The sequence below is a fragment of the Rhodococcus sp. NPDC019647 genome (genome assembly GCF_044389235.1).
Lineage (GTDB): Bacteria > Actinomycetota > Actinomycetes > Mycobacteriales > Mycobacteriaceae > Rhodococcus_F > Rhodococcus_F oxybenzonivorans.
This window is the reverse complement of the sequence record NZ_JBIRXS010000001.1, coordinates 542,714-562,337: the sequence shown is the minus strand read 5'-3', so window position 1 is coordinate 562,337 and position 19,624 is coordinate 542,714. Positions and strand designations below refer to the sequence as shown.

Below are 19,624 nucleotides of genomic sequence, written 5' to 3'. Positions count from 1 at the left end.
CGACTCCTAGTTGGACCGGTAGCAGGCGATGGTCGTCTCGTCGGCGGTCTTGCCGTCCACGACGTGGTACGAGACGTAGCCCACGTCGTGGCGGCTCCCCGCGGGCGCGCCGTTGATCAGGAGGTTCTGCACCGCTACCGCGCCTGCAGCCCCGATTCCCTGAACGTCGTACGCCGCTGTGGCGGTAACCGTGCCGCGTCTGAGTTCCTCGCAGGTCGCCGAGTTCGCATCCAGGGTGTAAACCCCGATCGCGGCGGGCTGAATCTGTCTACGGCTCTCGGCGGCCTTCACTGTCTGGCCGACTGACACTGCGTTCAGGTCGAAGGTGACCAGGAAGCCACACAGATCGTTGCCGTTCTGCTGCATCGCCGCCTCGGCCGCTGCCTGCGCCTTGGAATTGTCGAACTGTGAATGGCTGACCTGTACCTCGTAGCCCTCGTGCTCGGCGACATCCTTGATTCCGGCGTTCCACAGCAGGGACGCCGGGTCATTGCCCATGCCGTCGATGATCGACAGCTTCTTGGTGGTGCCGCGGGCATTACAATCCTCCACGGCCCGCTTGGTGATCGCCTGCGCTGCACCGTATACATCGACGCCGACGAACGCGTCGCTGAGCCGGGTGGACATCATGTTCAACACCACGGTGTAGATGCCCGCCTGCGCTGCACGTTCAATGACGTTGTCCAACAGTCCCTGCGCCGAACTCTGCAGCACCATCACATCGGCCTGTTTCCGCGCGATGATGTCGTTGAGGATCGCCAGCATGCGATCGGGGTCGAAATTCGGATCGTGAATGGTGACCTGTGCTCCGGAGGCCTCGAGTGAGCGTGTCAGCGACGTGCCCCAGTTTTCGGTGAGCTGATACCCCTTGTAGAGCATCGGAACGAATGCGACCCGTTTGCCCTGCATGATGTCCTGCACTTTCTGCCGTGCCGGCAGCAACTCGACGTTGGCGCTGAAGCCTTGCCCGTCGCCTCGCTCACCGCCGGTTCCGGCCCCGGCACCGGTGTTCACTGTGCAGCCGGCGATCATGCCGGCTGCGAGCAGCACCGCACTGACAGCTGTCCACTTCCTGTGTGATGACATGTGGTTCTCCTACGTTGGGATGATGTTCGGGGAGCGACGCCGGGGCGGCGTCAGAGCTCACCAGACTTGTCGGTCTCGTCGTTGCGTGGATGCAGCCAGGCGTCGAAGCCGATGGCCCCGAGCAGAACCGCTCCCCGGATGAGGTCCTGGACCGCGGTGGACAGTCCGTGCATGACCAGCAGGCTGTTCAATATGCCGACGAATAGCGCACCGGCCAGCACTCCGAGGACAGTTCCGCGACCACCCGACAACGAGACACCGCCAATCACCACCACCGTCAACGCGGTGAACAGGATCGGGTCGAACGAGCTGGATGTGGTCTGGATACTGCCCTGGATTGCGACGGCGACGAATCCGGCCAATGCAGCCAGCAGCGCAGACACTACGTAGGTGAGCACCTGCAGAGGACGAACCGGGGCACCCGACGACCGGGCAGTAGCGAAGTTGTCACCCATCGCCCGGATGAGCCGGCCCGGTGTCGTGAAGGTGAGGAACAGCCATGCCGCGAGGAAGATGATCGCCGCGATCAGCACGGGCCGCGGAATGGACCAGAACGCGGTACCGCTCAGCCCGGCCAGCACAGAGTCCGGCGGAACTGTGTACACGTTCTGGTCAAGAATCAGTATTCCGATCCCCCCTATCGCCAGCATTCCGGTGGCCAGCGTGACGAATAACGCCGGAACCTCGACAAAGGCGATGATTACACCGTTGACCAATCCGATGAACGCCGCGAGTAGAATCATCGCCCCGACGGCCCCCCACTGTCCCCACCCCTGGTTTATCAGCGCGAGGGTGGCCTGGGCGCAGCCGAGGCCGATTCCAGCAATCGACAGGTCGAGGCCCTTTCCGATCACCACGATCGCCTGCCCGACCGCCATGATGCCGAACGCAGCGGACAGATTGAGGATGGTGCTCAAGTTCCCCGTGGTGAGGAAGTTATTGGTGGTGGCACCGCCGACAAGTACCAGTGTCACGGTGATCGCCAGCACCAGGTATGCCTGGTCGAACGACCCGATCCTGGCCCGTAGCGAGACCCGGGGTCGCTCGGTAAGGGCTGCGGTCATGTCATCTCCTGGTCTGTGGGTGGGGCGTGGCTCAGCGACGGGGTTTCGTCAGGTCGAGCAGAACTGCGACGTCCAGGACACCCCCGTCGACGTCGTGCCGGAGCTTGGTAATCAGCTGTTCATCGGTCATGTACGTCTCCGGATCCGGCGATGGCGCACCCTTCGGGTATTGGCTGGGAGGGAGCCGTGGCGGCCGGAGGGCCAGGTGGTAGCAACCAGTGTGAAGCCAGACACATCTGGCGACATCTGCCGTGGGTTCGATATTCAGTACGACCTATGGACGATGTTCCAGATCGCGTATAGTATATTATCTGTGATGTGAAACACTCCCTGAGACGACGTGGAGGCTGTGGTCATGCGACCGAGTGATATCCGCCCCGCGCACGACGGCGTACTGTCCACCGACCTGCACGCAGAGGTCCGGTCAGTGGGCACGCATGCCGAAGCGGTCCTCGACCGCCCCTTCATCGAACACGGGGTGATGTCCACAGGATCGGCGAAACGAATTCTCGATCGCGTGTGGACGGTCGCGCTCGGCGAGCTCACCCAGCTTCCGCCCACGACTGCTCCTGACAGAATCAGATGCTTGACTTCACTGCTCGGTACCGTCCGCGATCTCGAAAGCCGCATCAACGAGTCGCGTGTGGCGTCGAGCGTCGAAGTGATGCGGTCGATCCACCGCTCCCTCGTACGATTACAGTCCGCCAAGACAGTCGACGAATTACTCACAAGCGCCGCTGAGGAAGTAATCACCATCGGTTTCGATCGCGCCCTGATCTCCACTGTCGAACGCGGACGCTGGAATCTGCACACGATGGTAATCGAGAAGGACCCTCGCCTCGCCGAGGAAATGGTGGCCGCCGGACGAGAACATCCGCCGACCTTGGACGGCACTTTGGTGGAGTCGGACGTCGTTGACCGAGGCGAACCCGGTCTCGTCTACGACGTACAGGACAACCCAAGGGTGGATCGCACACTCGTGGCGATATCCGGGTGCACGTCCTACGGCGTCGCGCCGATCAACGTGGGCGGGCGGGTCATGGGTTTGGTCCATGCCGACGCCCACTATGCACGTCGTCCAGTCGACAACACCGATCAATCAATCCTCACCTTATTCGGCGAGGGTCTCGGCTACGCGCTGGCTCGGGCTACCGTGCTGGAACGAGTGTCGGCGCTGACCACCACACTGTCCGACCTCACCGGAGGCGCAGTCTCTCCGAGTGTGCAGAGTTCCTCCTACGGCCTGTCCGGCCGCGAAGTCGAAGTACTCGAGCGAATGGCTGCCGGTGACAACAATCGCATGATCGCCCGCCGCCTGACGATCTCCGAGGGCACCGTCAAGACCCACATCACGCACATCCTGCGGAAGCTGGATGCCGGCAACCGCGCCGAAGCGGTGGCGTATTGGCTGCGCCGCTGACGCGTGCGCACTGTGCCAAAGCTTCCCAACGGCGGTGGGGGCGACCTTGATCGATCGCTCCCCCGCCGCATCATCACTTGGCGCGGAACAAAGTCTTGTACTCGAGATAGGCGTCGAGCGCCTGCGGGCCGAGCTCGCGCCCCATCCCGCTATTCTTCACCCCACCGAACGGGGTTTCGATCGGCAGTGTCGAGGTATTGATTCCTACGCTTCCGCTCACGATCCGGCGCGCCACCTCGGTGGCCTTCTCACGATCTGAGGAGAACACCCCACCGCCCAGGCCATACTCGGAATCGTTGGCGATCGCCACAGCTTCGTCGACCGTCTCGTACGACATCACTACCAGTACCGGGCCGAAAATCTCCTCACGCGCGATGCGCATGTCGTTGGTGACGTCGGTGAAGATGGTCGGCTCCACGTAATAGCCCCGCTCGAGACCTTCGGGCCGTCCACCACCCAGAACCACAGTGGCGCCCTCCGCGCGGCCGAGAGCTATGTACGACTCGACTCGCTCACGCTGGAGAGCGTTGACCAACGGCCCGAACAAGTTCACCGGATCGCTCGGATCGCCTTGTGGGATCGAGCGCAGCGTCTCCTCGAGCATTTCGACGATCTCATCGTGACGGGACGAAGGCACCAGCACTCTGGTCAGTGCGCGGCAGGTCTGGCCGGTGTTCGGCGAGCACGCCGACAATACGAGCGGCCGGAATTCATCGAGGTCGACATCATCGAGAAGAATTCCGGCGGACTTGCCGCCCAGTTCCAAAGTCACGCGCTTGAGTTGAGCTGCGCATTCTGCGGCGATTGCCCGACCCGCGCGGGTAGAACCAGTGAATGCGATCTTTCGAACGCCTTGATCGGCAACCAAGGCCGCGCCCGTTTCTCGTCCTCCGGTGACGATATTGACCACGCCGTCGGGTACGTCCGCCTCGGTGAGGATCTCGGCGAACAAAAACGCATCGAGCGATGTCTCCTGCGCCGGCTTGATCACCACCGTGCAGCCCGCTGCCAAGGCCGGACCCAGCTTCCAGGCGGTCAATGGCTGCGGACCATTCCACGGGATGATCGCGCCGACTACGCCGACCGGCTCTCGCCGTACGATCGCATCACCACTGGCGGTTTCCACCAGTTCCTCTGGTTCGAATACGTCGGCGAGATCGGCGAAGTAGCGGTAAACCACGGGCACCTGGGACTGCATGGCCCGGGCGATCGAGATCGGCGTTCCGTTCTGCCTGGTGACCAGTGCCGAAATCTCATCCATCCGCGCTTCGAAGGCATCCGCGATCGCCCGCAACACGGTCGCGCGTTCGGCCGCGCTCTTTGCCGCCCAAGCGGGTGCGGCCGCTTCGGCTGCTCCGACGGCTGCTGTGATGTCACGGGCGTCACCGTCGGCGATCGTCCCGATGACCTGCTCCGTGGCCGGGTCAATCACTTCGATGCGACCAGCGGAGTGTGATTCGACTAGCTTCCCACCGATAAAATGCTGATGGTGCTCGATCATCATGTGAATGGTTACCTCATTCCGGTGAACAGACCTGGGGTCGTAGCTGGGAAATCATCATCGGGCTGTTGACAGTGAAGCTCATTGCTGCGTTGCGTGCATCTGCCGCTGTTCGTATTGCGCATCATCCGAAAGGGGGACGGGTGACGACGCCGGGCCCTGCGATTCGGCATTCAGGTTCCACTCCTCCGGCGGAGTATGCGCCGGCGGTTCAATGAAATCGGACCCGCCGACGGCGGGTGCGTCGGCGGGTCTGACTCCTCGGCAGAATCCGAAGCTTGATCGGACTACACCTCTACCCCATCAACCGAGGTTGATGTAGACCGCCTTCGGGTAGAGGTAACTTTCGACATGCTCTTTGGCGCCCTTCCAGCCGTAACCGCTCATTTTTGTGCCGCCGAATCCGATGGCCGGATCGAGTACGCCGTAGCAGTTGACCCAGACCGTGCCCGCATTGATTCCGCGTGAGACCTTGTGTGCCGTAGCCAAATTTTGCGTCCACACCCCACCCGCCAGTCCGAAGGGTGTGTCGTTGGCGATGCGCAGCGCGTCTTCGGGTTCATCGAATGGGATCACGGATGCGACGGGACCGAAAATTTCTTCTTGCGCGATCGTCATCTGGTTGGACGCGCCCGCGAAGACGGTTGGCTCCACGAAGAAGCCGTTCGCAAGTGCTCCACCGAGTCGGCTACCGCCGCTGGCCAACTGAGCGCCTTCACCTCCGCCGATGTCGATGTAGTTCATGACGCGGTCGAGTTGCCGTTGCGAAATGAGTGGGCCGAGTTGAGTGTCCGGGTCGAGTCCATCTCCGACCTTGATCGTTTTCGTGAATTCTGTCATTCGCTCTACAAATTCGTCGTGTATCGAGCGCTGAACGAGTATGCGTGTGCCGGCGACGCATACCTGACCGCTGTTGGTGTACACGCCCATGGACGCACCAGGAACGGCCTTGTCCAGATCAGCATCGGCGAAGATGATGTCCGGTGATTTTCCCCCCAGTTCCAACTGGAGACGTTTGAGGTTGCCCGCAGAGGCTCGGACGATCGACTGGGCTGTGCCGATGGACCCCGTGAACGCGATTCGGTCGATGTCCTTGTGTTCCGCCAATGCCTGTCCCGCGTCTCGACCGTATCCGGTCACGACGTTGATCACGCCGTCGGGTAGACCGGCTTCCGACATCAACTCCGCCACGCGTAGCACCGACAGTGATGCGTCTTCGGCGGGCTTGAGGACCGCTGTACAACCGGCGGCAAGCGCCGGACCGAAGATCCACCACAGACCGATCAACGGCCCGTTCCAGGGGATGATGCCACCGACCACACCTACAGGGGCAAGGCTCCGAAGGGTGAGGAAGTCACCTGGCAGCGAGTTCTCCGGAGTCGCTACGGTTCCGGCGCCACACTGAGAAGCGAAGAAGTGCAGAACTTGCGAGGTCCACTCTGCGAGACCCTTCGTTCGCGACAGCGGCGCACCCATGTCGAGGGTTTCGATCAGAGCAAGCTCGTCGAAGTTCTCCAGAACGAGATCGTGAATCTTCAACATCAACTTGCGGCGCTGGTGCGGAGTCCACCGACTCCACTCACCTTCGAACGCCGACCGGGCCGCCGTTACTGCGAGATCGACGTCGGTGCTGTCACTTGCTGCGATCTCGCACATCTTCCCGCCGGTAGCGGGGTTGACGACATCTATTGTTCTTCCGGATGCAGCGTCGACCCACCTTCCGCCGATCAGATTCTTTTTCCTACCCGCGATGAAATCGGGACGGTGAGGTGAAATCGCTTCTTGTGTAGTCATAATGACTCCTTCTTGTTCTACCGCGTTCGCTTGTGATGTCGCCTGAGTACGGACGGGTACGGATCAGTCGAACTCGAAGACACCCTTGCCCGCGTCTTGCTTGTCGAACCACTCGTAGGCCTCGGCTGCCTGATCGATCGTCCAACGGTGCGAATAAAGGTCGTCGACCGGCAGATTGTGGGAGACCACGTAGTCGGCGCAGCGCGCTTGTTCGATGGACGACATGGTCCACGAGGTCATGACCGTCCACTGCTTCTTGTATACGGCTTGCGTCGTGAACTCCACTTCACCAGGCAATCCTGTGAAGCACGCTCGGCCGAATGTCCCCAGCACGCTGAACGCGTCTTTGGTCGCCCGCCCGGACGTCTCCATCACGACATCGGCCAAACGCCCACCGGTGTAGTCACTGACAACGTCGAGCAACGATTCCTCGCGAGAGTTGACGACGACGTCCGCACCGAAGTGCTTCGCGCGCTCCAACCGCCGCGCATCGATGTCCACGCCGATTACCATCGCACCCATGGAAGCCGCAAACATCGTGGCGGAAAGTCCGACTGGACCCTGGCCGATAACAACGGTGACGGTGTCACTGACTCCGCCGAGTCGCTTGATCGCACCCCAGGCAGTTCCGGTACCGCACCCGATCGCCGCGCCGGCTTTGAAGGACATTCCGCCGGGCAGCGGCAGTATCGAAGTAACCGGTACGACTGCGAACGGTGCATGTCCCCCGTTGACGTGGACGGCCATCGTCTTGCCTCGACCTGTCTCACACATCTGTGGCCAGCCCGCGCGACAACGCCTGCACATACCGCAACCGAAGTAGTGGTGGATCATGACGCGGTCGCCGACGGTTGCGGCGGTGGGTGCGACGCCTTCACCGATTGCGTAGATCTCTCCGCACGGTTCGTGTCCCTGGATGACAGAGTGGTCGAAATCGAAACTGCCGTGATAAAAGTGCAGATCCGATCCACACATCCCTGAGGCTCGGATCTTGACGACCACCTCACCAGGGCCGGGGGTCGGCTCCGGCATGTCCCGCAGCACCGTAGTGCCATCACCTGGGAACAGTATGCTCTTCATCACTGTGCCTTTCCACGTAGCGCATCGGTACCGGCGGCGTCGATCCGCAGACCTTCCGGGTCGTTGCGTGGGTCACCGACGACGACGACGCCGTATTGTGCTGCAGCAGCCTCGATGCTGACGTACTCGTTGCGTACGTCGGCCAGAACTCGTTCGGGGTCTCGAGCGAAGGGATCACCCCAACCCCCACCTCCGTTCGTCAAACAGCGCAGGATGGTGTTCGGTGCGGTCGCCCACACCTGCCGACGTGCGAAATAGTTGTACTCGCCGTTTTCGGGGTCGAGCGCATGCGTCGACGGATTGAGAACACCCGCGACCGGTTCGCTGTGTTCGTACGCGCTGTCTGCGGTATCGACGAGGCCTTTCACCGGAGCATCGGTCGTCGGTGGAAATAGCCACATCGCACCGATCGGTCCTGCATTGCCTCCGTTGGCGCCGACGCCGCTCGGTTTCTTCGTCCGGAAGGGTGACAAATAATGCTGGCCGGCCGTCAGCCATAAAGTGTCTTTCAAATTCGCCGCTCCGCCTCGGAACGTACCCGCGCCACCCGTGTCGATCGCGTGCTCTTTTCGCAGAACGACGACCGGTGAGTCGTGTTCGATCGTTTCGGTAGCCGGGTCGAGGTTGTTGAGGGTCAGGAGCACGGTGTAGCTGTCGCCGTCACCGGCCTTCGATGCACCCCACGGGCCGTGCTCCCCTCCGCATTGGGTCGCGCTCGTCCATGGTGTGCCGTCCGGCCGCACGCCAGAGGCATTGTGGGTATTGGTAGAACCGTAGTCTCCGCCCACACCCTGCACTCCGAGAACAGGATTGAGCGCATCGAAGATAGCCGACGCGATCGCGCCCGATGCCTCCCAGAACATCATGATGCCGCCGTCCGGGGGTAGCGAGGAGACGATAGTCCCAGCGGGAGCGGCGATGTCGATGTTGCGCCAGGTTCCGGATGTGAACGGAACTTTCGGATCCAGCAGGATGGTCAAGGCGACACCCACTGCAGTCTTTGCATCGAGTACACCGCAGTTTATGCATGTCCGCGCTTGAGCCGAGGTCCCCGACAGATCGACCTCGATATCATCTCCTCGTTTGCGCACCAGCACGCGGACCGTGTAGTCGAGGGTGTCGTCCAATCCATCCGCATCGATCAGCGCAGACCCGGCGTAGTCGCCGTCGGGAACGCGTCCGATAGCGTCGCGCATTCGTTCGGCCGACGTGTCGCACGAATAGTCGAGTGTCCCGAGGTAGGAGTCGAGTCCGTAGCGGTCGATGTTTTCCAGGATCAACCGCTCCCCAAGCTTCAATTGCTGATAGATGCTCTTGAAGTCGGGGAGCAGCATTCCGCCCCATCGGGTGTTGTCGAAGATCAGACTGAAGGTGGATCGGACCGGCTTGTCTTCCGACCACAACAACATCGGTGGGATGACGAGGCCATTCTCGTAGACGTTCGACTTGGTGGCCGAAAATCCGCCCGGGACCGTGCCACCCATGTCCAACTGGTGGGCGCACAGGTTGACGTAGGACACGATCTTTCCGTCCACGAAGACCGGGCGCGTGAACGCGACATCGTTGACGTGTCTGCCTCCGCGGTAGGGGTCGTTGCAGATCAGAACATCGCCAGGGCGCAGATTTTCGGGGCCGTACTCCTCGACGGCGTTGCGAACCGCGTCACCCATGGTTCCGAGGAAGACGACGAGGCTGTTGCTCACAACGGCCATCGGGTAGTCCCGGTCTGCCGGCCCACTGATCGTGCACGCGAAGTCGTACCAATCGCGGATGATCGGCGAGAACGCCTCTCGCATGAACCCGGTGGACATGTGCTCTACGGCGTATCGCAGCCGGTTCAAGATCACGGATGCGCTGAAGCGGTCGCACCCGTAAGTGTCCTTGAATTCGCTGTCGCTGAGGTCTCGAAGTCGCCGAGTCGATTCCGGCGACACGGACGGGACGGTCAGAGTGGACATAGTTATTTCCTCCGAATGATCAGTTCGCCGTACTCGCCGACGGTCGCCTGCTGGCCGGCGCCCACATGGGTGGTGGACAGTCCCTCATCGATGATCGTCGGGCCGGGAAGCACATCACCCGCGCGCAGCGTCGACCGCTCGTATACGTGGGCATCCTGCGCGCCGTCGCCGCCCCCATCGATGTCGCCGAGGAAACGCAGTGTGGTTGTGCGCACTGGCAGTAGGGGCTCGTCGGCTCCGCGAACGGGGACACGGGGGAACTCGATTTTCGACGTCTCGACCACGGCGCGTATCCGAAAGGTCACGCCTTCGACCGGCATCGCTTCGAAACGGTTGCCTGAACGACTCTCGTACGTGTCGTGGAACGAGGTCACCATCGTTGCTACGGCGTCTGCGTCGATCACCCCGTCGGGTACCGGCACAAACGGTGTATCCCAACTCTGACCGACGAGATGCGCGTCCATGCTGCGGAGGAATGTCACCGCGGTGGTATCGCCTACCTGTTCGCGAAGCTGAGTTTCCATCTCGGTGAACACTGCGTCGATCGACGGTGCCTTGTCCGGCGACAGCAGCAGGTAAGCGCTTCGGTTGACCGTGAACACCTGGTCAGCGGCCAGCAGACCGATAGCCGAGAACAGACCGGGATTCGGCGGCACGATCACCTGCTTGCAATGCACGGTGTCGAGAACGGCGGGTAACAACATCGGTCCGGCTGCACCGAAAGCAACGAGGCTGTAGTCACGCGGGTCGACGCCGTTCTTGATGGCGACATTGAATACGCCCTCGGCCATGTTGTTGACCGCCATCTCGTACGCGTAGCGGACTCGCTGCGCGAGGCTGAAGTCGGTGTCGAGCCCCTCGAACGCGCGCTCGGAGGCCGCGATGTCGAGATCGAGTTCGCCGCCGGCGAAACCTTCCGGGTCGATGATTCCGATCATCAGACACGTGTCTGTGGTCGTGGGTACGGTACCGCCGCGCCCGTAGCAGGCGGGGCCGGGCTGTGCCCGTGCACTGTCGGGACCAACCAGAATTTCCCCGGACTGGCCGATCGCGACGATGCTTCCGCCACCGGCGCCGATGCTGGAGATGTCGTTGGCGAGTGCGTTGACGACCAGATCGTGTTCCAGTTCGAAACTGGTGTTGACGAACGGAGCCCCGCCCGTTACTACGCTGATGTCGCACGAGGTCCCACCGACATCGGCACACAGTAGGTCTGTTTCACCGATAAGGTCGCCGAAGTGAGCGCATGCGACTGTGCCTGCGGCCGGTCCCGAGAACACGATCCTGAACGGCAGGTCCATTGCGCGCGAGGCGGGAACGAGGGTTGCCGCGCAGTCCGCGAAGTTGAGTTGGCCGGTGAAGCCGAGCTCGGTCAACCCTTCTCCCAAGCTCGCCGAGTACTTGGTGTAAATGATTTTCATCAAGGTGTCGATCACGGTCGTCGATGCGCGTGCGTACTCTTTGGCGAGGGGCGACACCTCACTGGAAATGGAGCACGGGACGTCGCCCAGCACCTCGGTGACCAGCTCGCGTAGCCGAATTTCGTGGACGGGGTTGACGTACGCGTTGATGAGGCAGATCGCCACCCCGGTCACATCGCACCTGCGCAGCACTTCTAGCTCCGCACGGGCCTGCTCCTCGTCCAGTTCGAAAAGCACGCTTCCATCCGAAGTGAGCCTTTCGCGGATGCCTCGGCGAAGGTAGCGATCAACGATCGGCCTCGATGCGTCACCGAAGCTGCGGCGCCAATGCGGATCGAGTATTGCTTCTGTGGGTCGCCAGACCCGTCCCATGTCGAGAATGTCGCGATGTCCCTCGGTGGTCAGGAAACCGATTTTGGGTAGCTTTCGAGTGATGACCGCGTTGAGGCCGTGGGTGCTGGCGTGGTTGAAGACATCCGAGCCTTCGACTCCAAGCAGCTGTGCGCCCTTGAGTACCGGTCCTGCGACCTCGGTGTAGTCGGTAGACACCTTGGTAGTCAGAATCTCGCCGTCGCGCCATGCGACGACATCTGTGAAGGTGCCCCCTACATCGACTGCAATCATATTGTCGTACTCCTCGATGGTTGGCGTTTAAACGAGATCGGCGAGCAGTTGGATGTGTCCAAGACGCGACCACCGCTCACGCTCGACGGAATGGAGACAGTTCTGACACTTGACGACGTGGAGCCAGCCGGTCTCGGCGACGACGGGATACGCGCGCAGCTTCTCCTGCCCGCATCGGGGGCACGCTCCTTCTCGCGGGAGCCTCTCGACTTCGAGCCTTGGGGCCTCGTGCGTGGGTTCTGACATTGATTGAGTCCTCCTGTGGGAAGCGACGGTCTAGTCCCAGAACGCTGAATCACAACGCTAAGCAGGAGAGACGCGGGTCACAATCCTCAAAGCGAAGGCGCGGTGTCCGCGAAGCGAAGGTGGCGCATTCCGTCGGTAAGGCATAATATATTCACAAAATGTGATACGGGTCACCAGAGGAAGGGAAGGGTCTTGCTACAGGTAGCAGCGGCGTCGAGCCTCCGGAAGTTTCGAACCGGTGATCCCGACGTTGCCCACAGACACGTAGCCACGACCTTCGCGAACCACGAGTTGGCTTTGGACGATCGGCAGCCAGTCGACTTTCGTCTCGACACGATTTCGTCGGGACGCCTGACGCTCGGTCGCATGTCCTACGGGGCGGCGGCCATTCTCAACGGTCCCCCGATGCAGTCCTGCTATCACGTCAACTTCTTGATAGAGGGCAGCAGTGTCGTCGAGCAGCGGGGCGTTCGGAGGAACTTGGATGCGAGGCAAGACGGCGTGGTCTTCGTACCCGATTCACCCGTGATGATCAACTGGAGCGCGGACGCAACGCAGTATCACCTGAAGTTGCCCATCGACACTCTGGAGACCCATGCGGGTACGTTGCTCGGCCGACCGGAGAAGCAGGAAGTTCGCTTCGACTTGACCTTCGATACGGCCGCTGGAACAGGTCGGTCGCTGCTTGCCGCCGTGAAATTCCTCTACCGAGAACTCGCACGTGAGGACGGCATAGCCACGATGCCTCTCGCACGTCACGATTTCGAGTCCTCGCTTATGACCCAACTGCTGCTCACCGTTCCGAACCAGCTGACAGAAGCCCTCGTCGGGCCGTCACCGCGTGCTGGGTCGCCAACGGTGCGCAACCTGATCGACTTCATCGACGCACACCCCGACGAGGCAATGACGACCGCCGACCTTGCCGCCAAGGCAGGCGTGACCGCGCGGGCTTTGCAGCTCGGATTTCAGCAGGCCGTCGGAATGCCGCCCAGTGAGTACGTTCGTTCGGTACGGCTCGATCGAGTCCGCAGCGATTTGGCGGCGGGTCGGTCGGAATCGGTCAGCGCTTCTGCCGCACGGTGGGGCTTTTTCCACCTCGGTAGGTTCGCCCGACAGTACCGCGAGAAGTTCGGCGAATTACCCTCCGAGACACTGAACCGTTCGATGAGATAGAACGAAGAACGCCGCACCGGATGCTGTTACTACACCAACCATTTCGTCGAACAAGACGGCGTATGGGAAGCATTGACTCCGCGGGGGACTCGGCGCTGCAAGAGAAATGGAGCGGCTGGCAGAGGTAGCCCGGGAAAGGACTGTAGCGAGTGCCTACACAGCACTGCGCTGCTCTTGCCGTCGAACTCTCCGGCAAGAGCAGCGCAGTGTTTCGATCCGATCAGTCAGCGGAGTTGGGCTGCAATCGGTTCAGGATCGTCGAGATGTCGTCGACGTTCTCGAGGTCGTACACGGCCTCGATGACGGCGTCCGCGTCCGCGTCGCTCACGACTCCATCGATGTTGTGGCGGAACTTGGCGATCAGTTCGTCGTCGGTCATGTACGTGAGCGGGTCGGGGGAAGGACTGCCCTTGGGGTAGCCGCGTTCGCCGGAGAACCGGGTGCCGCGTGCGTGGACCTCGATGCGCGATCGGCGTGCAGCCGGGTTGCTCGCCAGTGCCGCGGTGTAGTCGGGGTGTTCCTGGAATGTTGTCTTCTTGGTGAGCTCCAGGACGGACGGGTCGAGGACCGCTTCCGGGGTCTGCCAGTCCTTGCCGGGGGGAATCCGGTGTGCGGCGAGGGCAAGGCCGTGAGTCATGCTGAACTGCGCATCACGCGGATTGCGGATGGTCTCGTTGACCCACACCGGCTGCATCACGAAGCTCTCACCCCAGGCGTTGATGGCCTCGATCTCGTCGGGCTTGATGTCGTTGACCTCGATGATCGCGGTGAGGGCATCGAACAGCGCGTGCATCACCCGGCAGTGCGGATACGGCTTGAACGACTGGAACGGGGTGAAGGTCCACTCCGTCCCCAAACCCGCGGTGATCGGCGCCGGCTCCCAGCGTGAAGTCCCGATGAATCGGGGGAAGCCGTACTCGCGGTCGTCGAGCATCTGGCGGTCACCGGTGTGGCCGAACTCGGCCAGCTGTGCGGCCGTGACCGCCGACAGGGCCATACCCCCGGCGAGCTGGTACTTGATCGTCGTCGACGGCGCGTGCATCATCCATGCCCGCTGGGTGTTGGTCGGCATCGTCGAGCCCATGATCCCGAGCGCATCGGCAAGCATGTCGTTGCCGAACCCCTTGACCACGCCGATCGCGGCCGCCGCACCGAACAGCGTGCTGCTGTAGCCGATGACCTTCGGGATGGTGACCACACCATCTTTGATGTCGCGTAGATAATCAGTGGCCTTGCCGATGCGGTACGACATTTCGTGCGCCACTGCGATCGCGGTGAGCAGGCGTTCGCCCGAGGAGTGCAGAGCTTCTGCCGTCGCCAACGCGCCGGGCACCACGTAGGGGGTCACGTGACCGGGCGGCAGGACCGCGTCCTGGTCGAGTGCGTTGACCAATTCGGCGTTGGCGAACGCCGCACCGGGTACCGACGTCTTCACACCGGTTCCGATAATCGACGCCGGGCCACCAGACCCGCCGAGAAACTGGCCGTACTCGATGCCCCTGCGCGCGCCCGCGTCGCCGAGCGACGCCACCGCGCAGCCGAGGGTGTCCAGCAGAATCCGCTTGGACTCGGCAACCACGTCACCCGGGAGTGACCGTGCTTCGGCGCCGGCAGCGAAATCCGCGAGATCTTCGACAATTGTTGGCATCAGATTCTTCCTCTTGTTGCTGTGATGGTGATCGTGACGTTGGTTCGGTTACACAGGCCACTGAATGTGCTTGACCTCGAAGAACTCACGAAATCCCTCTTCGCCACCTTCGCGACCGATGCCGCTGTGTCCGGGTCCGCCCCACGGGGCGTCCCCGCGCATTCCGCCCCCGCCATTGATGGTGACGGTGCCCGACCGAAGACGACGAGCGAACGCGAGTGCGTCGGGGGTGGGGCCCCACACGTTGGCGTTGAGGGCGTACTTGACACCGTTGGCCATGCGGACGGCTTCGTCCAGGTCGGTATAGGGCATCACCACCCCGACGGGCGCGAAGAGTTCCTCCTGCGCGATCTCCGCGTCGTTCGAGATACCGGTCACCAGAGTCGGTTCGAGGAAGAAGCCGTCATCGAGGCCGGGCGGCCGGCCCCCACCGACGGGAACCTCGGCGCCCTCCTCGCGGGCGCGCGCCAGAAAGCCCTCCACATTTCCACGATGTTCACCGGTGATCAGCGGTCCCAGGACGGTGTCAGGGTGATGGGGGTCGCCGACCGTGAGGCCACTGAGGAACTTGCCCGATCTCTCGACGTACTCGTCGAAATCAGCCTGAGGCACCAGGGTTCGTGTCGTCGCCCCACAGGCTTGGCCGCTGTTTCGGGTGAAACGCAGCGCGGAGGCGGGTACCGCCTTCTCGATGTCGGTGCCGGGCAGCACGATGTTGGGTGATTTGCCGCCGAGCTCGAGGACGACCTTTTTCAGCGTCGGGGCAGCCAAGGTGAGAATCCTGCTGCCGACCGCGGCCGAACCAGTGAACGTCACCAGGTCGACCTCTGGCGCGCTGACCACTTGCGCGGTAACACTCGGCGGACCGAAGACCAGGTTGACCGCACCCGGAGGGAATCCCGCCTCCTCGATCAGCCGCATGATCGCGGCCGTCAGCAACACCGCCCGCGGCGAGGTCACCAGCACGGTCGAGCATCCCGACGCCAGTGCGGGGCCGAGCTTGTACGCGCACATCATGACCGGGACGTTGTAGGCGACGACCGCGGCCACCACACCGGCCGGGTCCCGCACCAGCATGCTGCTCGAGACCACCGGGTCGTGATGCAGCGGAAGGGGCTGCTCGTATCCGTCCCTGGGCCCCCTTGCCGCCGCGTCGGCGAACCATCGGAAGAACCTGACCGGCAGATCGACGTGCAAGGCGGCGGCGCTGCTGATCGGTGTGCCGATCTCGGTGGCGGCGAGATCGACAATCTTCTCCCGGTCCCGCTCGAGCAGATCCGCCAGCCGGTGTAGCACGGCACTACGCTCACCCGGCCCGAGGCGGCTCCACTCGCCGTCGTCGAACGCCCGCCTGGCAGCGGACACCGCTGCGGCGACCTGCGCCGGGCTCGCTGCCGGTGTGACGGCCAGTTCCCGACCGGTCGTCGGGTTGATCGACCGAATGGCCTCCCCCTCACCCGCGATCGGGCGCCCGTCGATGTGGCACTCGGCCTCGGCAATCGGTGCGGTCATGACAGTGAACCTCTACCTCTCGATCGTGGACAGCACACTCCCCGGCTCACGGCCGGACAGGGACTCAGTCCTCAATATATTATGTTCTTTGAAACCTTGCGGCGTTATCCCGCCATGTATCCGCCATCGACGACGAACGAGCCGCCGGTCGCATAGCCGGCGCGATCGGAGAGGAGCCAGCACGCCATCTCGGCGATATCGTCGGGTTGAGCGAGTGCGCCGAAGGGAATCCGGGACATGATGGTGGATCCGCTGCGGCGCTTGGCATCCTTCATCAGATCGGTGTCGGTGTAACCCGGGCACACCGCGTTGATCCGGATGGTTGGTGCGTATTCGATTGCCGCAGTCTTGGTCAGGCCGACGACGCCGTGTTTGGCCGCCGCATACCCGGCCGTGGTTTTGAATCCGGTGAGACCTGCGAGCGATGCGGTATTCACGATGACGCCCCCGCCCTGTGTCACCATCTGCTTCAACTCAGCGCGCATACAAAGCCACACGCCCTTGAGGTTCACTGCGATGGCCCGGTCAAACGCCTCCTCGTCCCAATCCGCGACGGATCGACCACCCTGACCGATCTGCCCGCCGCTCACTCCCGCATTGTTGAACGCTCCGTCCAGTCTGCCGAAGTGGTCGAAGGCCGCGGCGACCACTGCATTCACCGACGATCCGACCGTGAGGTCGGCGGGAAGCGCGATCGCCTCACCGCCCGCCGCGCGCACGAGGTCTGCCGTCGCCGCGACGCCTTCCTCGGACACATCGGTCACCGCGACCCGGGCGCCTTCCTTTGCGGCCAACAGGGACGTCGCGCGCCCGATGCCTCCCGCCGCGCCGGTAACGAGTACTACTTTTCCGTCGAGTAGTCCTGACAATTTCCGTCCTTCTTCCGATGTGTTGGTACCTATCCGACGCGTGATGCCGGCCAGTCGCGGGCCGGCGAACGCCATGCGGGCCAGTTGTCCTCGGGCGCGGGACGGGTCACCGACACATGGTGAAAGCACTCTTGGCACTTCACGACCATGCGGGGCCCGAGGTGGTTGGCGACGGGATAGCGAGCGAGACTCGTTGCGCCGCAAGACGCACATTCACCGTCGACGGTGGTGCGTTCGACGTAGACCCGGTCGGTCTCGGGACGGGGAAACAGGAGACGGTCGACTGCCATGGGGATGCCTTTCTCAGAGATTCCAGTTGCGGGGGGTGGCCACCGGCACGCTCCAGCGCCCCTGGTCGCGGTCGGCGGCCAGCTGCGCTCGTCGTGCCGATGTGGCGGCCTCGTCGACGTCACCGTTCGCGATCACGACACCGTGGGCGTCGGCCGCGAACTCGGGGCTGACAAGTCCGCTACGGACGTCCTGCAGAACCTTTTCCGGGATACGGGCCAGGGGGTCGCCCCAGCCGCCGCCGCCACCGATGACGAAGCGGAGCGCATCGCCGGCTTTCAGGACCAGCCCGGAGAACTTGCCGGTCTGGTAGCGTGCGCCGCGCCCGAACTCACCCTTGTTCGGGTCCGGCCGACCGTGATCGTCGAACATGCCGAACAGCGGCTCGGCCCCACGCAGGTCGAGTGGGTCACCGTGCTCGGCGAGGTCGAAGTTCTCGATGTACCAGCCGTATGCCGGCGAGCCGGCGCCACCTCCGTTCGAGCCGGGGGCGCCGCAGCGGACGCGGTCGGCGGTGATGGTGACCATCGTGTCGGACTCGGCGAAGATCGAGTAGACCGAGCCGAGACCGCCGCGGAATTCTCCGGCTCCGGCGGTGTCGATCACCATTTCATGTTGGACGATGACCAGGGGGCTCTCGATCTCGACGTGTTCCTGCACCGACGTCCGGCAGTTGCCGATCGGAATCACGCAGAAGGAGACACCGTCGTCTTTCCACGTGCCGCCCCAACCGCCACCGGCGAGCGCGAATGCACCCCACGGCGTGCCTTCGTGGCCCGGGCGAGTGTCGACACCGCCGAGGCTGACGACGACGGCAGTGCCTGTGTCACAAGCAAATGCCTCGTCCATCGCCTGGCTCAGGGCCTGGGTGACTACATTGATCCCCCGCGCGCCGATATCGGCGTGGTTGGAGCAACTCGACGGCGGCAGAACCTGCACCACGCTCCCGGACGGCAGCAGAGTCTCGATCGGGCGCAGCGTGCCACTGTTGACCGGTGTCGACGGATCGACCATCAGCTTGACCGCCTCGATGCAGCGCGAGGCCTCGCACCAGGCGGTGCCACAGTTGCCGAGGGGCTGCCGACCCGAACCGGAGAAGTCGATCTCCATGGAATCTCCGCGGACCTTGACCGTCACGTTGACCGGGATCGGTTCGTCGGTGACACCGTCCTCGTCGAGGAAGTCCTCGGCGGTGTAGTCGCCGTCCGGGATGCTCGCGATGCCGCGCCGCATGCTCGCCTCGGTGGCCTCGATGGCGTAGCGGCCGGCCGCACGCACCTTCTCCAGGCCACCACGGGCGATCAGATCCTGCAGCTGGCGCTCGCCGACCACCAGGCAGCCGTGCAGGGCCCGCAGGTCGCCGAGCACGAGCTGCGGCACCCGGTTGTTCTCGAGGATGAAGTTGAACAGCGGCCGAACCGGAACGTCGTTGGCGTACAGCAACGTCGGCGGCAGCTTCAGCTGCTCCTCGAAGTGCGTCTGGGTGCCGTTGGAGAAGCCGCCCGGGATCGCACCACCGAGATCGACGAGGTGGGACGTCGAGTGCAACAGGAACTCCACACGGCCATCGACGAAGACGGGCCGGAGCAGGTTGACGTCGGACTGGTGGATGGTGCCGCGCCACGGGTCGTTGACGAAGATGACGTCACCGGGCTGCATGCTGTCGATGTCCCACTCGTCCATCACGAAGTTCGCGATGTGCGGAGCGGTGAAGGCGTGCTGCATACAGCCCTCCCACAGCGCGACGGTTTCCCAGCCGTCGTCGGTGCGCATGTGAATGGCGCTGGTGCAGTCCAGGATGTCGCGACAGACCGGGGAGAAGGCGCTGCGCATCAGGGAGTCGAGCATCTCCCGGGCGACCTCGGTGAGGCCGTAACGGAGGATGTCGAGTTCGACGTCGACCGAGGGGCCGGTGTCAGGGGTGATGATCGTCATGGTCT

The 19,624-nt window shown here is 63.1% G+C and carries 15 protein-coding genes; 3 read left to right on the top strand and 12 right to left on the bottom strand.

Annotation, left to right across the window (positions count from 1 at the left end; all coding sequences use genetic code 11):
• Positions 1 to 6: 6 nt before the first annotated feature.
• Positions 7 to 1,086, bottom strand: coding sequence for a substrate-binding domain-containing protein (locus ACH49N_RS02795; protein WP_317745039.1), 1,080 nt, complete (start codon positions 1,084 to 1,086; stop codon positions 7 to 9).
• Positions 1,087 to 1,136: 50 nt separating this feature from the next.
• Positions 1,137 to 2,150 (bottom strand): ABC transporter permease, encoded by a 1,014-nt coding sequence (locus ACH49N_RS02790; protein ID WP_358270224.1) that lies wholly within the window; start codon positions 2,148 to 2,150, stop codon positions 1,137 to 1,139.
• A 355-nt stretch (positions 2,151 to 2,505) separates the two neighbouring features.
• Between ACH49N_RS02790 and ACH49N_RS02785 the strand changes: the two genes are divergently transcribed.
• Positions 2,506 to 3,570: a LuxR C-terminal-related transcriptional regulator gene (locus tag ACH49N_RS02785; RefSeq protein WP_109330459.1), complete on the top strand. Its 1,065-nt coding sequence runs from the start codon at positions 2,506 to 2,508 to the stop codon at positions 3,568 to 3,570.
• A 73-nt stretch (positions 3,571 to 3,643) separates the two neighbouring features.
• On the opposite strand, the gene ACH49N_RS02780 is transcribed toward ACH49N_RS02785, so the two are convergent.
• From ACH49N_RS02780 to ACH49N_RS02760, 5 genes are all read right to left on the bottom strand, one after another.
• Positions 3,644 to 5,074: an aldehyde dehydrogenase gene (locus tag ACH49N_RS02780; protein WP_358270226.1), complete on the bottom strand. Its 1,431-nt coding sequence runs from the start codon at positions 5,072 to 5,074 to the stop codon at positions 3,644 to 3,646.
• Positions 5,075 to 5,374: 300 nt separating this feature from the next.
• Positions 5,375 to 6,865: an aldehyde dehydrogenase family protein gene (locus tag ACH49N_RS02775; RefSeq protein ID WP_358270227.1), complete on the bottom strand. Its 1,491-nt coding sequence runs from the start codon at positions 6,863 to 6,865 to the stop codon at positions 5,375 to 5,377.
• A 63-nt stretch (positions 6,866 to 6,928) separates the two neighbouring features.
• The gene (locus ACH49N_RS02770) at positions 6,929 to 7,897 is read right to left on the bottom strand and encodes a zinc-binding dehydrogenase (RefSeq protein ID WP_358270228.1); all 969 of its coding nucleotides are present in this window, start codon (positions 7,895 to 7,897) and stop codon (positions 6,929 to 6,931) included.
• 47 nt (positions 7,898 to 7,944) lie between these two features.
• A complete protein-coding gene (locus ACH49N_RS02765) occupies positions 7,945 to 9,903 on the bottom strand; it encodes a hydantoinase B/oxoprolinase family protein (protein ID WP_358270229.1) in 1,959 nt (652 codons plus the stop codon).
• 2 nt (positions 9,904 to 9,905) lie between these two features.
• A complete protein-coding gene (locus ACH49N_RS02760) occupies positions 9,906 to 11,948 on the bottom strand; it encodes a hydantoinase/oxoprolinase family protein (RefSeq protein WP_358270231.1) in 2,043 nt (680 codons plus the stop codon).
• A gap of 90 nt (positions 11,949 to 12,038) precedes the next feature.
• Here ACH49N_RS02760 and ACH49N_RS02755 point away from each other — a divergent pair, with 90 nt between their 5' ends.
• Positions 12,039 to 12,191, top strand: a complete 153-nt coding sequence (locus tag ACH49N_RS02755) for a hypothetical protein (RefSeq protein WP_250763450.1) — start codon at positions 12,039 to 12,041, stop codon at positions 12,189 to 12,191.
• A gap of 195 nt (positions 12,192 to 12,386) precedes the next feature.
• Positions 12,387 to 13,367: an AraC family transcriptional regulator gene (locus tag ACH49N_RS02750; protein WP_250763453.1), complete on the top strand. Its 981-nt coding sequence runs from the start codon at positions 12,387 to 12,389 to the stop codon at positions 13,365 to 13,367.
• A 220-nt stretch (positions 13,368 to 13,587) separates the two neighbouring features.
• Here ACH49N_RS02750 and ACH49N_RS02745 read toward each other — a convergent pair whose 3' ends face one another.
• The 5 genes from ACH49N_RS02745 to ACH49N_RS02725 form a co-directional block, all read right to left on the bottom strand.
• Positions 13,588 to 15,015: an MmgE/PrpD family protein gene (locus ACH49N_RS02745; RefSeq protein WP_358270232.1), complete on the bottom strand. Its 1,428-nt coding sequence runs from the start codon at positions 15,013 to 15,015 to the stop codon at positions 13,588 to 13,590.
• A 48-nt stretch (positions 15,016 to 15,063) separates the two neighbouring features.
• Positions 15,064 to 16,527, bottom strand: a complete 1,464-nt coding sequence (locus tag ACH49N_RS02740; RefSeq protein ID WP_358270233.1) for an aldehyde dehydrogenase family protein — start codon at positions 16,525 to 16,527, stop codon at positions 15,064 to 15,066.
• Between the two features lie 104 nt (positions 16,528 to 16,631).
• Positions 16,632 to 17,396 (bottom strand): SDR family oxidoreductase, encoded by a 765-nt coding sequence (locus tag ACH49N_RS02735; protein WP_358270235.1) that lies wholly within the window; start codon positions 17,394 to 17,396, stop codon positions 16,632 to 16,634.
• 29 nt (positions 17,397 to 17,425) lie between these two features.
• Positions 17,426 to 17,686: a hypothetical protein gene (locus ACH49N_RS02730; protein WP_358270236.1), complete on the bottom strand. Its 261-nt coding sequence runs from the start codon at positions 17,684 to 17,686 to the stop codon at positions 17,426 to 17,428.
• 13 nt (positions 17,687 to 17,699) lie between these two features.
• Positions 17,700 to 19,619, bottom strand: coding sequence for a hydantoinase B/oxoprolinase family protein (locus ACH49N_RS02725; protein WP_250763467.1), 1,920 nt, complete (start codon positions 19,617 to 19,619; stop codon positions 17,700 to 17,702).
• Positions 19,620 to 19,624: the final 5 nt, after the last annotated feature.

What these genes read in the sequence shown, in the direction of transcription:
- ACH49N_RS02770 (WP_358270228.1), bottom strand. Translation starts at nt 7,897, where the DNA reads ATGCCGGAGCCGACCCCCGGCCCTGGTGAGGTGGTCGTCAAGATCCGA.
- ACH49N_RS02760 (WP_358270231.1), bottom strand. Translation starts at nt 11,948, where the DNA reads ATGATTGCAGTCGATGTAGGGGGCACCTTCACAGATGTCGTCGCATGG.
- ACH49N_RS02730 (WP_358270236.1), bottom strand. Translation starts at nt 17,686, where the DNA reads ATGGCAGTCGACCGTCTCCTGTTTCCCCGTCCCGAGACCGACCGGGTC.
- ACH49N_RS02775 (WP_358270227.1), bottom strand. Translation starts at nt 6,865, where the DNA reads ATGACTACACAAGAAGCGATTTCACCTCACCGTCCCGATTTCATCGCG.
- ACH49N_RS02795 (WP_317745039.1), bottom strand. Translation starts at nt 1,086, where the DNA reads ATGTCATCACACAGGAAGTGGACAGCTGTCAGTGCGGTGCTGCTCGCA.
- ACH49N_RS02765 (WP_358270229.1), bottom strand. Translation starts at nt 9,903, where the DNA reads ATGTCCACTCTGACCGTCCCGTCCGTGTCGCCGGAATCGACTCGGCGA.
- ACH49N_RS02780 (WP_358270226.1), bottom strand. Translation starts at nt 5,074, where the DNA reads ATGATGATCGAGCACCATCAGCATTTTATCGGTGGGAAGCTAGTCGAA.
- ACH49N_RS02745 (WP_358270232.1), bottom strand. Translation starts at nt 15,015, where the DNA reads ATGCCAACAATTGTCGAAGATCTCGCGGATTTCGCTGCCGGCGCCGAA.
- ACH49N_RS02790 (WP_358270224.1), bottom strand. Translation starts at nt 2,150, where the DNA reads ATGACCGCAGCCCTTACCGAGCGACCCCGGGTCTCGCTACGGGCCAGG.
- ACH49N_RS02740 (WP_358270233.1), bottom strand. Translation starts at nt 16,527, where the DNA reads ATGACCGCACCGATTGCCGAGGCCGAGTGCCACATCGACGGGCGCCCG.
- ACH49N_RS02725 (WP_250763467.1), bottom strand. Translation starts at nt 19,619, where the DNA reads ATGACGATCATCACCCCTGACACCGGCCCCTCGGTCGACGTCGAACTC.
- ACH49N_RS02755 (WP_250763450.1), top strand. Translation starts at nt 12,039, where the DNA reads ATGGAGACAGTTCTGACACTTGACGACGTGGAGCCAGCCGGTCTCGGC.
- ACH49N_RS02785 (WP_109330459.1), top strand. Translation starts at nt 2,506, where the DNA reads ATGCGACCGAGTGATATCCGCCCCGCGCACGACGGCGTACTGTCCACC.